Origin of the sequence: Actomonas aquatica, from assembly GCF_019679435.2 — a bacterium.
GTDB classification, from domain to species: Bacteria; Verrucomicrobiota; Verrucomicrobiia; order Opitutales; family Opitutaceae; genus Actomonas; species Actomonas aquatica.
On sequence record NZ_CP139781.1, the window covers coordinates 4,233,153 to 4,246,533 of the forward strand.

General features: G+C 66.7%; 13 protein-coding genes. 1 reads left to right on the forward strand and 12 read right to left on the reverse strand.

Annotated elements, in window-relative coordinates:
• Positions 1-9: 9 nt before the first annotated feature.
• From K1X11_RS16125 to K1X11_RS16140, 4 genes are read right to left on the reverse strand one after another with little or no spacing between them, the layout of a single operon-like run.
• The gene (locus K1X11_RS16125; protein WP_221031272.1) at positions 10-3,273 is read right to left on the reverse strand and encodes an efflux RND transporter permease subunit; all 3,264 of its coding nucleotides are present in this window, start codon (positions 3,271-3,273) and stop codon (positions 10-12) included.
• A 2-nt stretch (positions 3,274-3,275) separates the two neighbouring features.
• Entirely contained in the window at positions 3,276-4,313 is a 1,038-nt protein-coding gene (locus K1X11_RS16130) for an efflux RND transporter periplasmic adaptor subunit (RefSeq protein WP_221031273.1), read from the reverse strand.
• Positions 4,314-4,360: 47 nt separating this feature from the next.
• The gene (locus tag K1X11_RS16135; RefSeq protein ID WP_221031274.1) at positions 4,361-5,701 is read right to left on the reverse strand and encodes a TolC family protein; all 1,341 of its coding nucleotides are present in this window, start codon (positions 5,699-5,701) and stop codon (positions 4,361-4,363) included.
• A gap of 42 nt (positions 5,702-5,743) precedes the next feature.
• Positions 5,744-5,962: a YgaP family membrane protein gene (locus tag K1X11_RS16140; RefSeq protein WP_221031275.1), complete on the reverse strand. Its 219-nt coding sequence runs from the start codon at positions 5,960-5,962 to the stop codon at positions 5,744-5,746.
• Positions 5,963-6,012: 50 nt separating this feature from the next.
• On the opposite strand from K1X11_RS16140, the gene K1X11_RS16145 reads away from it, so the two are divergent.
• Entirely contained in the window at positions 6,013-6,375 is a 363-nt protein-coding gene (locus tag K1X11_RS16145) for an ArsR/SmtB family transcription factor (protein ID WP_225919459.1), read from the forward strand.
• 195 nt (positions 6,376-6,570) lie between these two features.
• On the opposite strand, the gene K1X11_RS16150 is transcribed toward K1X11_RS16145, so the two are convergent.
• The 8 genes from K1X11_RS16150 to K1X11_RS16185 all read right to left on the reverse strand — a co-directional run bounded on the left by K1X11_RS16150 (position 6,571) and on the right by K1X11_RS16185 (position 13,374).
• Positions 6,571-7,044, reverse strand: coding sequence for an MOSC domain-containing protein (locus tag K1X11_RS16150; RefSeq protein ID WP_324726007.1), 474 nt, complete (start codon positions 7,042-7,044; stop codon positions 6,571-6,573).
• A gap of 113 nt (positions 7,045-7,157) precedes the next feature.
• A complete protein-coding gene (locus K1X11_RS16155) occupies positions 7,158-7,499 on the reverse strand; it encodes a cupin domain-containing protein (protein ID WP_221031276.1) in 342 nt (113 codons plus the stop codon).
• A 16-nt stretch (positions 7,500-7,515) separates the two neighbouring features.
• The gene (locus K1X11_RS16160; protein ID WP_221031277.1) at positions 7,516-7,878 is read right to left on the reverse strand and encodes a truncated hemoglobin; all 363 of its coding nucleotides are present in this window, start codon (positions 7,876-7,878) and stop codon (positions 7,516-7,518) included.
• A gap of 8 nt (positions 7,879-7,886) precedes the next feature.
• A complete protein-coding gene (locus K1X11_RS16165; RefSeq protein WP_221031278.1) occupies positions 7,887-8,675 on the reverse strand; it encodes a cytochrome c biogenesis protein in 789 nt (262 codons plus the stop codon).
• Positions 8,672-9,940, reverse strand: a complete 1,269-nt coding sequence (locus K1X11_RS16170) for a cytochrome c biogenesis ResB family protein (RefSeq protein ID WP_221031279.1) — start codon at positions 9,938-9,940, stop codon at positions 8,672-8,674. The genes K1X11_RS16165 and K1X11_RS16170 overlap by 4 nt, the downstream gene beginning before the upstream one ends.
• A gap of 71 nt (positions 9,941-10,011) precedes the next feature.
• Complete coding sequence (locus K1X11_RS16175; protein WP_221031280.1) at positions 10,012-11,520, reverse strand: ammonia-forming cytochrome c nitrite reductase subunit c552; 1,509 nt, start codon at positions 11,518-11,520, stop codon at positions 10,012-10,014.
• A 21-nt stretch (positions 11,521-11,541) separates the two neighbouring features.
• Positions 11,542-12,153 (reverse strand): cytochrome c nitrite reductase small subunit, encoded by a 612-nt coding sequence (gene nrfH / locus K1X11_RS16180; RefSeq protein ID WP_324726008.1) that lies wholly within the window; start codon positions 12,151-12,153, stop codon positions 11,542-11,544.
• Between the two features lie 12 nt (positions 12,154-12,165).
• The gene (locus K1X11_RS16185) at positions 12,166-13,374 is read right to left on the reverse strand and encodes an alginate export family protein (protein WP_221031281.1); all 1,209 of its coding nucleotides are present in this window, start codon (positions 13,372-13,374) and stop codon (positions 12,166-12,168) included.
• Positions 13,375-13,381 lie beyond the last annotated feature (7 nt).

Here is a 13,381-nt window from a genome sequence, read left to right on the forward strand (position 1 = left end):
ATTTAGGGCTTAGGATTTCTTCTCTTGGTTTGCCATGAAGTAGAGGACGGGGACGGCCATGCGGGAGATGGCGAGGGAGGCGATTTCGCCGAACATAAGGCTGATCGCGAGGCCTTGGAAAATCGGGTCGGCGAGGATGACGCTGGCACCGACGACGACGGCGAGAGCGGTGAGCAGCATGGGGCGGAAACGCACCGCACCGGCTTCGACCACGGCGTTGCGCAGGCTGAGGCCTTCGCTGCGGCGCAGTTCAATGAAGTCGACGAGGATGATGGAGTTGCGCACGACGATGCCGGCACCGGCCATGAAGCCGATCATGGAGGTGGCGGTGAAGAAGGCGCCCATCAGCCAGTGCGCGGGCAGGATGCCGATGAGGGAGAAGGGGATCGCGGCCATGACGACGAGCGGCGTCATGTAGCTGCGGAACCAGCCGACCATGAGCATGGCGATGAGCACGAGCACGGCGGCAAAGGCGATGCCGAGGTCGCGGAAAACTTCGAGCGTGATGTGCCATTCGCCGTCCCACTTGAGGGCGGGCTGGGTGTCGTCGGCCGGGAGGTTGAGGTGGTAGATGTCGAGGGTCTCGTCGGTCGCGCCATACTCGCGGGCATCGAGGTCGAGGAGCTGCATGTGCAGATCGAAGAGCGCGTAAGCGGGGCTCTCGACCTCGCCGGCGACGTCGGCGGTGACGTAGGTGACGGCCTTCAGGTTTTTGCGGTAGAGGCTGCGCTCGCGGGTGGAGTGCTCGATGCGCACGAGTTCGGAGAGCGGCACGAGGGGCGCGGTGGGATCGAGGTCGGAGCGCACGTGGAGGGCGAGCAACTCCTGCGGGGTGGTGCGGTCGCCGGCGGGCAACTCGAGGGTGATGGGCACGTCTTCGCGTTCGTCGGGCTGGTGCAGGAGGTCGACCTCGTGGCCCTGGGCGGCGAAGGCGAGGGTGCGGGAAATGGTGGCGGTCGAGATGCCGTGGAGGGCGGCCTTTTCCTTGTCGACGATGTAGGTGACCTTGGGCTGCGGCGCTTCGACATACCAGTCGAGGTCCACGATGCCGGTGGTGTTGGCCATGATGTCCTTCACCTTGCGGGCGAGGGCGACGCGTTGTTCGTCGGAGGGGCCGTAGATCTCGGCCACGATGCTTTGCAGCACGGGCGGGCCGGGAGGGACTTCGGCGACGGCGACGGCGGCGCCGTGTTTTTGGGCGATGGCGGCGACGTCGGGGCGGATGCGTTTGGCGATGTCGTGGCTCTGGTCGGCGCGGTCGTGTTTGCCGACGAGGTTGACCTGAATGTCGGCGACGTTGGGGCCGCGGCGCATGAAGTAGTGGCGCACGAGACCGTTGAAATTAAAGGGCGAGGCGGTGCCGCTGTAGATCTGGTAGTCGCGCACCTCCGGGTGTTGGGCGATGGCGGTGGCCATCTCCTGCGCGATGGCAGTGGTCTCTTCGAGGGAGGTGCCTTCGGGGGTGTTGATGACGATCTGGAACTCCGACTTGTTGTCGAAGGGCAGCATCTTGATTTTCACCATGCCGAAGAGCACGAGGGCGGCGGAGCCGGCGAGCAGGCCCACGATGGTGATGAGGAAGGCCCAGCGCCACCACGCGTAGTCGAGCAGCGGGTCCATGACCTTGTGATAGAGGCGCGTCGACCAATCGGCGGCTTCGCCGCCGTGATTTTCGATTTTGGATTCTGGATTTTCGGCCTTGGATTTTACGTGGCGCTTGAGGACGCGGAGGGCGGCCCAGGGCGTGATGGTGAAGGCGATCACCAGCGAGAAGAGCATGGCGGCGGTGGAGCCGATGGGGATGGGCCGCATGTAGGGGCCCATGAGTCCGCCCACAAAGGCCATGGGCAGGATGGCGGCGATGACGGCCCAGGTGGCGAGCACGGTGGGATTGCCGACCTCGTCGACGGCCTCGAGCGCGACTTGGACGAGGGACTTGTGGCGCGAGCTCGGCAGGCGCACGTGGCGCACGATGTTTTCCACCACGACGATGGCGTCGTCGACGAGGATGCCGATGGAGAAGATCAGCGCGAAGAGCGTGATGCGGTTGAGCGTGTATCCATAAAGGTAGAACACGAGCAGGGTGAGCGCGAGGGTCGACGGGATGGCGAGCAACACGACGAGGGACTCGCGCCAGCCGAGGAAGAAGAGGATGAGGATGGCGACGCCGAAGACGGCGATACCCATGTGCAGCAGCAGCTCGTTGCTCTTTTCGGCGGCGGTGTGGCCGTAGTCGCGGGTGACGGTGAGCTCGACGTCGGCGGGCAGCAGGGTGCCGCGCAGGGTGTCGACCTTGGCCATGATTTGGTTGACGACATCGATGGCGTTGGCGCCGGGGCGTTTGGCGACGGAGAGGGTGACGGCGGCCTCGAGGTTACTGCCGGGTTGGCCGTGCAGGACGTAGTTGGCGGGCTCTTCGGCGGTGTCGCTGATGGTGGCCACGTCGCGAAGGTAGATGGGGCGGTTTTGGAAGGCGCCGACGACAACGAGGCCGACGTCCTGGGCGTCGCGCAGGAAGGCGCCGGTTTCGAGCAGGATCTCGGTGTTGGCGAAGGGGCGGGAGCCGGCCTGAGTGGCGCGGTTGGCGGCCTGCACGGCGCGGGCGACGGTGTCGGCGGTGAGGTTGCGGGCGGCGAGGGCGGCGGGATCGAGGGCGACGCGCACGGCACGGCGGACGCCGCCGATGAGGGTGGTCTCGGCGACCTGATCGACGGATTTGACGGCTTCGTCGAGTTGGGCACCGAGGCGGCGCAGGGTGAGGTGGTCGTGGGTCGCGCTGTGCAGGGTGAGCGCGAGGATGGGCACATCGTCGATGGTGCGCGGTTTGATGAGCGGTTGGGAAACGCCGGGCGGGATGAGGTCGTAGTTGGCCTGAAGTTTCTGGTTGAGACGAATGAGCGCGGCCTCGATGTCGGTGCCGACGGTGAAGCGCACGATGATCATGGCGCCGCCGGGCTCGGAGGTGGAGTAGAGGTATTCGACGTCGGGGATTTCCCAGAGGAGTTTTTCGACGGGGCGGGTGACGCGGTTCTCGACTTCGGTGGGGCGGGCGCCGGGCATGCCGACGAGCACGTCGATCATCGGCACCTTGATCTGCGGCTCCTCTTCGCGGGGAAGTTGGAGCACGGCGAAGATGCCGAGCAGGATCGAAGCGATGACCGCGATGGGCGTGAGCTTCGAGTCGATGAACATGGCGGCCAGGCGGCCGGTCATGCCAAAGCGGGGCGGCTTGGGCGCGTCCCCGGAAGTGGATGAAGTGGGCGCGTCGCTCATCGTCAGCGGGCGGCGTTGAGGTTGAGCGGCTGACCGTCGCGCAGCGTGGCGGGCGGATCGGTGACGATGGTCTCACCGGGGTTAAGGCCGGAGAGGATGACGGTGGCACCGTCCTGCACGTGGCCGGTTTTGACGAGGCGCAGGATGGCGTGGCCATCGGTGGCGACAAAGACGCGTTGCATCTGGCCAAAGGCGGACACGGCGGAGGACGGCACGCGGATGACGGTGGCGGCGGCATCGGGCCAACGCACCCGCACGAACTGGCCGGCGGTGGCGGAGGCGTTGGCCGGGAGGGCGAGGCGCACGAGGCGGCTGCGGGTGACGGGATCGGCGGCCGGGGAGGCTTCGGTGACGGTGGCGGATACGGCGGAGTCGTCTGAGAGTTCGACGGTCAGGGTGTCGCCGAGGGTGGCGGCGGCGAGGGACTCGGGGACGGCGACCTGCACCTCGAGGTGTGCACCTTCGAGGGTGAAGAGCGGGGCGCCGGGGGCGGCGAGGTCGCCGGTTTCGACGTAGCGGGTGGTGATGGTGCCGGCGAAGGGGGCGGTGACTTGGGTGTAGGACAGTTGGGCGGTGGCGGCCTCGAGTTGGGCGGCGGCGATGCGGCGCTGGTCGTCGAGGTTGCGCACGGTTTCGGCGGTGGAGGCGCCGCGGGCGAGCAGGTCGGATTCGCGTTGGTGGTTGCGGGTGGCGAGATCGAGGGCGGCGCGGGCGGAAGCGACGGCGGCCTTGAGCTCGTCGGCGGCGACGGTGAGCACGACCTCGCCGGCGGCGACGGATTGGCCGACGCTGGGAGCGGTGGTGACGGTGCCCATCACCTTGGCCGCGACGGTGGCGCGGGAAGTGGCCTGGACGGTGCCGGGCAGGTGGCGGATCTGCGGCGTGGTCGCGGCGGAGACGGTGGTGGTGGCCACGTCGACGGCGGGCAGGTGAGCGCCGGGGCGGGCGGGAGCGGCCGTATCATGTCCACCACTACAGGCGGTGAAGGTGAAGGTCGCGGCGGCGGCGAGGAGCAAAGGGAGGAGGTGCGGACGGGTCATCGGTCGGCGGGGGGAGAAAGAGAAAGATAAAGAGGAAAGAGAAAGAGCTACGGGAGGATGGGCAGGCCGGCGGCGCGGCGGAGTTGGACGGCGGCGATGCGTTCGGCGGCGGTGGCGACGGCGCGGCGGACGCGGGCCTCGGTGAGGCGGGTCTCGGCGCCGATGAGTTCGGTGGAAAGCAGGGCGCCGGCTTCGAAGCGTTCGCGGGAGATGCGGGCGGCTTCCTCGGCCTGGGTCACGAGGGTGGCGGTGACGTCGAGTTGCTCGGTGGCGAAGCGGTGGGCGAGGCGGGCTTGTTCGAGTTCGAGTTGGAGGCCGAGCTCGAGTTGGCGTTGGGCGGCTTCGGTTTCGGTGAGGTCGGCGCGGGCAGCGCGGATCTTGCCGGTGGTGGCTTTGCCATCGAAGACGGACCACTGGGCCTGGAGGCCGGCCATCCAGGAATCGCCGTCACCATCGAGGCGCCAGCCCTTGTCGAACTGGTAGGAGGCGAAGGCGTTGACGGAGGGGCGGCGGCCGCTGGCGGCGGCGTCGAGGGACGCGGCGGCGGCTTCGCGCCGGGAGGCGAGGGCGTGGAGCTCGGGGCGTTGTTCGATGGACGCGGTCGAGGTGGCGGCGGGCGCGGAGAGCGCGGTCACGGCGGGATCGTCGGTGGCGAGCGCGACGGGTTGACCGGCGAGGGGCGGGTGGCCGAGCAGGTAGAGGAAGTGACGCTCGGCGAGGGTGGCCTGCTGGCGGGCGGCGAGGTGTTGTTCGCGGGTTTGGGCGAGGCGGACCTCGAGGTTGAGCAGTTCACTCTTGAGGAGCTCACCAGCCTCGAAGCGGAGGCGGGCGATGCGGAGGGATTCCTCGTAGGTGGCGATGGCGGCGTCGAGCGCGGCGATGGCTTCGCGAGCCTGGCGGATGTTGAAGTAGGCGGTGGCGACGGCGGCATCGAGGCGGGCGAAGGTGGCGTCGCGATCGTGGGCCGAGGCGGTGGCGCCGGCGCGGGCGGCGGCCTGGGTGGAGGCGGTGCGGCCGCCGGAGTAGAGGGAGTAGGCGACCATGCCGGTGAGGTTGAGGTTATCGACCTGGCCGGGGGCGTTAAAGTCGATGGCCGGCGTGAAGGCACCCTGGTTGAGGATGCTGCCGAAGGCCATCATCGGGTTGTTGGTCTGGGTGTAGCCGGCCGAGAGGGTGACCTGCGGCAGGGAGGCGGCGCCGGACTGGTCAACCATGGCCTGGGCGCGGTCGAGCCGGGCGGCGGCGATGGCGGCCTCGGGACTGTGGTCGCGGGCCTCGGTGAGGGCGGCACGCAGGGTCCAGGGAGAGGTGACGGAAGAGGCGTCGGATTGGCCGACGGCGGCGAGGCTCGCGCAGAGCGCGAGGGCGAGGATGGCAAGGCTTCGCATGGCGGGCGAACGGAGGAGGGTCAGGGAGCGGGCGGGGCGGGGTTATTGGCCGCCCCACGCAATCGTGCCATCGGCACGCACCCAGCCCAACTTGTGCAAGATGAGGGTGGGGGGGCAGAAACCGGTGAAGGCGGATTGGATGAGGTTAAGCCCGATGAAGGTGGTGAACAAGAGCCACCAAGGACTTACGAAGTGGGTAAGAGCGACGCTGATGAGAATCATCAGGCCGGCCAGGATGCGAATGAAGGAGTCGGTTTTCATGGTTGACGGTAAGGCTACTGCATGCGCATATACGTATATAGTTGCCAGCCATGTCAAGCGTTTGCTCAATAGCGGTGATGGGAAAAAAGCCGCGTCAACTTTCCGAACAGGCCATAGATCAGATCTCCCGGCGCTTTGCGGCGCTGGCCGAGCCGATGCGCCTGAAGCTGATTCACGCGCTCTTTAATGGAGAGAAGTCGGTGAACACGTTGGTGGAGCTCAGCGGGGGCACGCAGGCTAATGTGTCGCGGCACCTGCAGCATCTGGCGAATGCCGGGGTGTTGAATCGCCGCAAGGAGGGTTTGCAGGTGTTTTATTCGATCGGGGATCCGTCGATTTTTGACCTGTGCGAGCTGGTGTGTGGGAGCCTGGAGAAGCAGCACGCGACCAAGGCGGCGGCGTTCGGGAGCTGAGGCTACCCGTGCGGGTGCGGCGGTCGCGGCGGTGGTGAGGCAGGGGCCGAGGGGCAGGGGTTCTTCTTAGCCACAGAGGGCACAGAGGAGGCACTGAGGGCGCGGAGGGCGCCTCCAGGTTTAGGGGAGGACAGGGCCGCAGCAGACTCGCCTGAGGCGGGCAAGTGGCGCAGATGCGGGGGCCTGCTGGCTGGTTCAGCAGCTGGCTAGGACGGGGTCCAGGGCGAGGGTGCCGCTGGTGAGGATGCGGGCGCGGAGGCCGCCGCGGCCTTTTAAGAATTCCTCGGCGCCGGGGGCGAAGGCCTGGTCCATCCAGTAGCAGGGGCTGCATTCGGCGGTGCCCAAAAAGCGGATACCCTGAATCTCAAACTCCCGTCCGATGAGGGTGTTGAGGTCGACGCCCTCGGTGATGATGTTGCGACGCAGGACGGAGGGTTCGCGGTCGTAGACACCGAGAGCCTGTTGCATGGCTTGAAACACCTCGATGGCGAAGAAGGTGACCTGGCCCTTGTAGTTGTCTTTGAAGTCGAAGAAGCGGTCGCCCTGCAGTCCGCGGCCCGCGACACATTCCACGGAGTCGACTTCGAGGGTCGGGTGGGTGCCGGCGGGTTTGCCGTGATGGCCAAAAAAGTTGTGGCCGGGAGAGACGTAGCAGTGGAGCAGTTTCACGGGGATGGGAGTGACCTTGCGCGACGGAGAGCGGTTTGGCGAGTCGGCTTCTTGAGCGATCGCATGCGAGATGCTGCTCGAGACCAGTGACAATACCGCGGTTGAATTTGGTCTCAGGGCTTGAGCAACAGGAGCGTGAAGGCGGCGGGCTCGGGGGCGCGGACGGCGTGGGCGAGTTGGGGCGGGAAATGCAGGTGGTCGCCGGGGTTCAGTTCGAATTGCTCGCCGCCGGCCGTGATGATGAGGCGGCCGCGGGTCACGATCACCAGTGCTTGGTGGGGGTTGGTGTGCTCGGTCAGTTCTTCGCCTTCATCGAGGGCGAAGTGCATGGCTTTGCCGCCGACGCAGGAGAGCAGGGTTTGGCTCAAGATTCCGCCGGGAGGCGCGGTTTGCAGTGAGGCGGCGGGAAGTTGGGTCGCTTCGCGCGCGGTTGCCGAAAAGAGGGTGTTGGCCATGGTCGGGGGAGGGAAATCAGCTCTGCAGGCGTCGGGCGAAATTGTGCGCGACGGTTACGAGTTCTTCGGCGATGGGGCCGGGGAATTTGATGTGACAATGCCGGCTCCAGAGCTCCAACCAGGCGGCGAAGTGAGGCGGCTGAAGCGGCATGGATTTGTGGACGTGATAGACGGGACCGGCGTAGCGCGTCGGGCCGCCGAGGACGGTGCTCCAGAAATTGGCGATCTTCTCCAAATGGTTCGGCCAATCGGTGACGTGGGCGGCGAAGATGGGGCCTATGTCGGCGTGTTGGCGCACATCGGCGTAGAAGGAGCGCAGCAGCTGCAGGAGCGGATCGCGACCGCCAACGCGGTCGAAGAGGGAATCGGTTGTGGTCATCGGGTCCGTCAGCCGGCGTAGGTGTGCACACTCTGTTGGGCAGAGGGCAGGTAATTGACGCCAAACCAACATACCATGACCACCGCGCTGGCCAGCGCAAGGTAGGCGGCGGCGCGACGGGGGCGAGCCTGCCATTCTGAGCGCAGGTGCAGGTAGCCGAGATAAACGGCCCACGTGAGGAAGGCCCAGGTTTCCTTGGGATCCCAGGTCCAGTAGTGACCCCAGGCCTCCTTGGCCCAGACGGCTCCGGCGAGCAGGCCGAGACTGAGAAAACTGAAGCCCAACCAAAGGCCAACTTCGGCCAGGCCGAGGGTGCGTCTGCAACGCTGCCGGGCGCTGTCGTCATCGCGTCGACCCTGCCACCAAGCCCAGGCGGCCAGCGCGGCGGCGTAGGTGAGAAACGCATACGCCAGCAGGTAGAGCACGACGTGCGGCACGAAGAACGGACTCTGCAGGGCGGGCATGAGCGTGCGGTCGTGGGTCTCCGGGCGCAGGGCGGTGATGGTGAGGAACAAGGTCGCGATGCCCACGGCGTAGGCGAGGGGCCAGCGCCAGCGCACGAGCATGTAGATGGCGAGGCCGCAGAGCGGCAGCAGGGCCCCAAACCACAGGCGGGTTTCGCCGAGGGTGCGCAGGGGCGGGCGGCCGAGGTGGAGCCATAGGCCGCTGAGAAAGGCGATGACGAGGGCGGTGCCGGCGAGCACCCACGGCCATGGTTTTTGGCGGCCGATGGTAAAGCCGCCGAGCCAGAGCGTGCCGGCGCCGCCGACGATCCAAGGGAACAGTTGCCAGGTCATGCGGAGTCCTCCGGGCCGAGGGTTTTGAGTTGGCGGAGCAGGCCGGCGGCGCGACCGAGGCCGAGCAGGGCGCCGAGGCTCATGAAGGCGAAACCAGTGTAAACGGCGGGCAGCCAGGGGTCGCGAATGGCTTCAATCTGGGACCAGCGCAGGCCGTCGGGTCGAGCGGTGTCATACCCTTTCTGATACAACCACCAGCCGTCGACGCGCAGCGGGCGGTTGACTTGAATGGAGGCGGGCAACGGTTCCTGGTCGGGACGCACGAGGGTGAAGTCGGATTGAAACAGGTGGGCGCGCAGTTCGGGCATGGTGGCAACGACGTCACCGAGGCCGACGAAGAGCGGGGGCACGCGGGCATTGCCGGCGGAGACCCAGCCCTCGGCGCTGCGACCATCGGGGGCGGTGACCTTGAGGCGGGCGGCCGCGACGCCGTCGTCGGCGGCGGCGGACCACGGGGCTTGGTGAGTGACCTCGAAGACCTCGATGGCGTAACCGGCGAGGGTGCCGGAGGAGTCGGCCGTGAGGGTGAGAAGGTCCTCACCGCGGGCGAGCAGAGGTTCGCCGGTTTCGCCGTGGAGGAGGGTGAGTTGCGGCGGGTAGTAGTCGACGGTGAGCTTCTGGAGGTGAATCGCGAAGGGCGTCTCGACAGTGGTGTGGGCTTCGTTGTCGGTGCCCTGCCAGACGAAGCCGTTTTCGCTGACCCACAGGTCGAGGCGGCGGAGGTCACCGACGCCGAAGAGGGCGGCGGTCAGGGCGACATAAACGCCGACGTGGTTGAAGAGGAAGAGCGAGGACCAGTGGAGGCCGCGGGCCAGATGGGTGAGGGTGGCCCAGGCGAGGTTGCCGGTGAGCAGCAGCAGCAGGAAGACAAACGGCGGGGCAGTGAGCACACGCTGGTAGAGGGCGACGGGTTCACCGTGGGCGTGGGTGATCTGGGGGAAGGTGCCGAGCACGGCCCCCCAAGTGGCCAAACCGGCGAGAGTGAGCACGGCGAGGCGGGAGCCGGCGAGGGTGGCGAGCAGGGAGGTGCCGCGCAGGGTGAAGTAGGTGAGGAGTTGGAGGGCGATCCACGCGGCGAGCAGGATGCCGTTGAGCGGCCAGACGGGGATGGGGAAGCCGTGGTGGTGGAGGGCAAAATCGACGCCGAAGCCGGCGGCGGTGGTGCCGATGAGGACGAGCGCTGCGCCGCTCCACGTGTTGCCCAGCGGGAGCGTGCGGAGCGTGGCGCGGAGCAGGGACGGTGAGGTGGTCGCGGCGGTCGACATGGCGCGGACGGGAGCGGAGCGGAGAGACAGGGAGACGCGGCTTGGAGGGCCGCGTCCACCGGGGTCTGCGGTTACAGTTCGTTGTAGCGGGGGGAGTCGGCGTTGAGAGCGGCGGGAAGTTGGGCTTCGCGCTCGGCGGCGGCTTCATCCCAGGCGGGGAAGTTCTCGGCCTTTTGGCGTTCCTTGACGCCGTGGATTTTATCCATGTCGAGGCCGATGTAGGCCTGGGCTTTTTCCTTGGTGGAGATGTCGGGCATGGCCACGGGATCGGTCACGCCGTGGGCGAAGAGCACGCGGGTGAGGGCGTTGCGGGCGGATTCGGCCTTTTGCACGGCGGTGCCGAGCACGCGGCTGGCTTCGACAGGGGAGTGGAAGCCGTAGCCATTGGCGGAGGAGACCCAGTCCCAGCGCCATTGGGCGTGGCGGATGAGGGTCAAGACGGGTTTCATTTCCTCGGCGGTGGCACCGGCTTCCCAGGCGGCCTTGGCTTCGATGTGAGCGGCGACGAGGGCGTTTTCGGTGAGTTCGAGCAACTCGATGACGCGGTTCTGGCGGCTGTAGACATCGGTGAGGAGGGTGTCGTTGTTCTCGCGGTGACAGACGGCGCAGGATTGGGCGGTATCCGCGAGAGGACTACGCACTTGGTGGTCGGTGAATTTTTGGCCGCCCTCACTCTTGTAGGGCATATGGCAGTCGGAGCAGGAGACGCCGCGCTGGGCGTGGACGCCGGTCATGTAGAGTTCGTAGTCGGGGTGCTGCGCCTTGATCATGGGGGTCTTGGACAGGGGGTGCACCCAGTCGGCGAAGTCGATGGCGTCGTAGTAGGCTTCCATGTCATCGGCGGAGTAGCCCTTGTCCCAGGGGAAGGTGAGATACTTGTCCTTGCCCTTGAAGTAATACTCCACGTGGCACTGGGCGCAGACGAGGGTGCGCATCTCTTGGTGAGAGGCCTGATTGATATCCTTGCCCTGGCGGGCGAAAGCTTCGACGAGGGCGGGGCGGGTGACGCGCAGAGACATGCCCTGGGGGTCGTGGCAGTCCTGGCAGCCGATGGCGTTGGTGATTTCCTTGCCCATCTCCATAATGTTCGAGCCGTAGAAGGCGGAGGCGCCGATCTCGCCGATGACGCGGGGAACGTCGGTGGATTTGCAGGTCCAGCAGGTGCCGGGCAGGGTTTCGACGGTGGTGCGAAGGGAGTTGCGAATGTCTTCGACGGCGTGAGCGTGGCCGCGGCCCTGTTTGTAGTCGCGGGAAAAGGCGTAGCCGGCCCAGAGAATGACCATGCGAGGGTTCTTCTTGAGGTAGTCGATCTCGATGGAGCCCATGTGGGCGGAGGCGAAGTCGCCCTCGAGGGTGCGCTTGTAGGAGTCGTATTGGCGCGGGAAGTTGACGCCCCAGACGCCATTGCGCGGTTCGACGTCGGCGATGGGTTGGACGAGTTCGGTGCGGAAGGTTTCCTGGCGGCGCTCGACGATGGAAGCGGCGAGCAGGCCGACGGCGAAGACACCGGCGATGGTGCCGAGGAAGAGAAGCCAGCCGATCCAAGGGCGGCGTTCGACGGTTTCGGTAAGGGACTTCATGGCGGGAGGCGGGCGGAGCAGTTAGGGTTGAGTGGGTGCGGGCTCGGATAGCTGGGCTTCGAGCCACTTGGGCATGTTGAGAGGGGTGGGTTGCGGGACGTTGGCGTCGGGCACGGAGGAGAGGCTGTTGACCCGGCCGTGGGGCACCTCGCGGTGGCAGTCCCAGCAGGCGCGACCGGCCCCGTGCGGAGTGTCGGCGAACATGGGGCCGACCTCGGAGAGCAGGTCGTTGTGGCAGCGCACGCAGTTGTCCTGCACGACGGTGGCTCCGGCCTCGTGGATGCGGATGACCTGAGGCTCGAGGTGGAAGGTAAACATGAAGGCGTGGCGGGTGCCATCGGAGGCCTTGAAGGCGTATTTTTTGATCACGTTGTCGTGGGGCACGTGGCAGTCGTTGCAGGTGGCTACGCGGGCGTGGCTACTGGTGGCCCAGGTGGCGTATTGGGGAGCCATGACGTGGCAGTTCACACAGGTGGCCGGATCATTGCCGAGGTAGGAGGAGGCGCGGGACACGTGGAAAGTGACGGCGGAAAGGCCACCGAAGACGCCGAGGGCCAGGATGACGCCAAGATGCCAGCGGCGGGGGGGGCGCAGGGCCCGGAGCACGGAGAAAACGCGAGCGATGGCAGACACAGGCGGGCGGGGTCAGTAGGTGAAGACCGCTTGTAACCAAAATTTGGTGACATCGGGCTGCGGGCCGGCGCCGTGGAAGTCGGCCAGTTTGGCCAAGGCGGAGACTCGCGGGGTGAGGGGGCGGGCCAGCGTGAGGTCGATTTCGGAGCCGAAGTCGGCTCCGCCGTCGGACGCGCTGAAGTCGTGGTAGACCGCGGTGGCGGAGAGTTTGGCCGGGAGTTTGGCGGTGGCCTTGAGGTAGGCATCGGCCAGGCCGGTGGCGGGAGTGGAGAGGAAGCGGTCGGCCCAGCCGTTGAAGGCGTGAGCGGTCGCCAAGGGGGTTTTGAAGCCGATGCCGTGATCGGCGCCGAGGTCTTCGTAACCGAGGGTGATGGAGAACTGGGCGGTCGCGAGGCCGGCTTCGAAGCACCAGTAATCGGCGTCGAAGTTGGTGGGGGTGTTGCCGGAGTCGGTTTGGGTGGCGAACTCGGCGCGATAAACGAGGTTGAAGTCGTCGTAGAGCGGGCGTTTGCCGGTGAGGGCGATGCCGGTGGTGGCGGTGCTGTTGGCGGCGGCGTTGTCGAATTCGAGGAAGTAGGCGTAGGCGGTGACGGTGAGGTCGGGGCGGGCCTTCCAAGAGGCGTTGAAGAGGTGGGAGTCGGAGTCCCACTCGCCCTGGGCGTGGTCGCGACCGAAGATGCGCAGGATCTTGGTTAGGTAAGCGTAGTCGAAGGTGAGGCCGCTGTCGGGGGCGGCAATGGAAAGGCGGGCGGCGTCGAAGCTCTGCATATTTTGCCGCCAGCCGACGTTGCCGATGAAGCGGGCGTTGTCGTGGATGATGACCTGGCGGCCGAGCTTGGCGGTGGCGGCGTCAAACTTGGCGGAGATCCAGAGCTGGTTGAGTTCGGTGATCTCGGGGTCGGCGATGACCGTCTTGCCGGCACCACCGGGATTGAGGCCGGCCTGGTTGTAGCTGTCGGCGTCGAGGGCGGTGGTGTTTTCGAGCTGGGCGGAGGCTTTAAAAGTGTCGCCGTAACTGACCGTGTAACCGAGATCGGTGCCAGCGGTCAGGGCGTTGGCGGTTTTGAGTCCGGTCTGCTCGGCGGACTCGTAGCGGGCGGTGACCTTGAGGTTGAGCTGGCCGGCCCAATGGGTCGATTGGCCTCGAGCGGACGAGAGGGCAAGCGTTCCGACGAGCAGGGGCAACACGACGGATTTCAGCCGTTTGGAGTAGAGGGGCATGGTGGGG

Coding starts and splice junctions, on each gene's coding strand:
- K1X11_RS16170 (WP_221031279.1), bottom strand. CDS start 9,940: ATGTCGACCGCCGCGACCACCTCACCGTCCCTGCTCCGCGCCACGCTC.
- K1X11_RS16175 (WP_221031280.1), bottom strand. CDS start 11,520: ATGAAGTCCCTTACCGAAACCGTCGAACGCCGCCCTTGGATCGGCTGG.
- K1X11_RS16155 (WP_221031276.1), bottom strand. CDS start 7,499: ATGGCCAACACCCTCTTTTCGGCAACCGCGCGCGAAGCGACCCAACTT.
- K1X11_RS16140 (WP_221031275.1), bottom strand. CDS start 5,962: ATGAAAACCGACTCCTTCATTCGCATCCTGGCCGGCCTGATGATTCTC.
- K1X11_RS16125 (WP_221031272.1), bottom strand. CDS start 3,273: ATGAGCGACGCGCCCACTTCATCCACTTCCGGGGACGCGCCCAAGCCG.
- K1X11_RS16135 (WP_221031274.1), bottom strand. CDS start 5,701: ATGCGAAGCCTTGCCATCCTCGCCCTCGCGCTCTGCGCGAGCCTCGCC.
- K1X11_RS16160 (WP_221031277.1), bottom strand. CDS start 7,878: ATGACCACAACCGATTCCCTCTTCGACCGCGTTGGCGGTCGCGATCCG.
- K1X11_RS16145 (WP_225919459.1), top strand. CDS start 6,013: ATGTCAAGCGTTTGCTCAATAGCGGTGATGGGAAAAAAGCCGCGTCAA.
- K1X11_RS16130 (WP_221031273.1), bottom strand. CDS start 4,313: ATGACCCGTCCGCACCTCCTCCCTTTGCTCCTCGCCGCCGCCGCGACC.
- K1X11_RS16185 (WP_221031281.1), bottom strand. CDS start 13,374: ATGCCCCTCTACTCCAAACGGCTGAAATCCGTCGTGTTGCCCCTGCTC.
- K1X11_RS16165 (WP_221031278.1), bottom strand. CDS start 8,675: ATGACCTGGCAACTGTTCCCTTGGATCGTCGGCGGCGCCGGCACGCTC.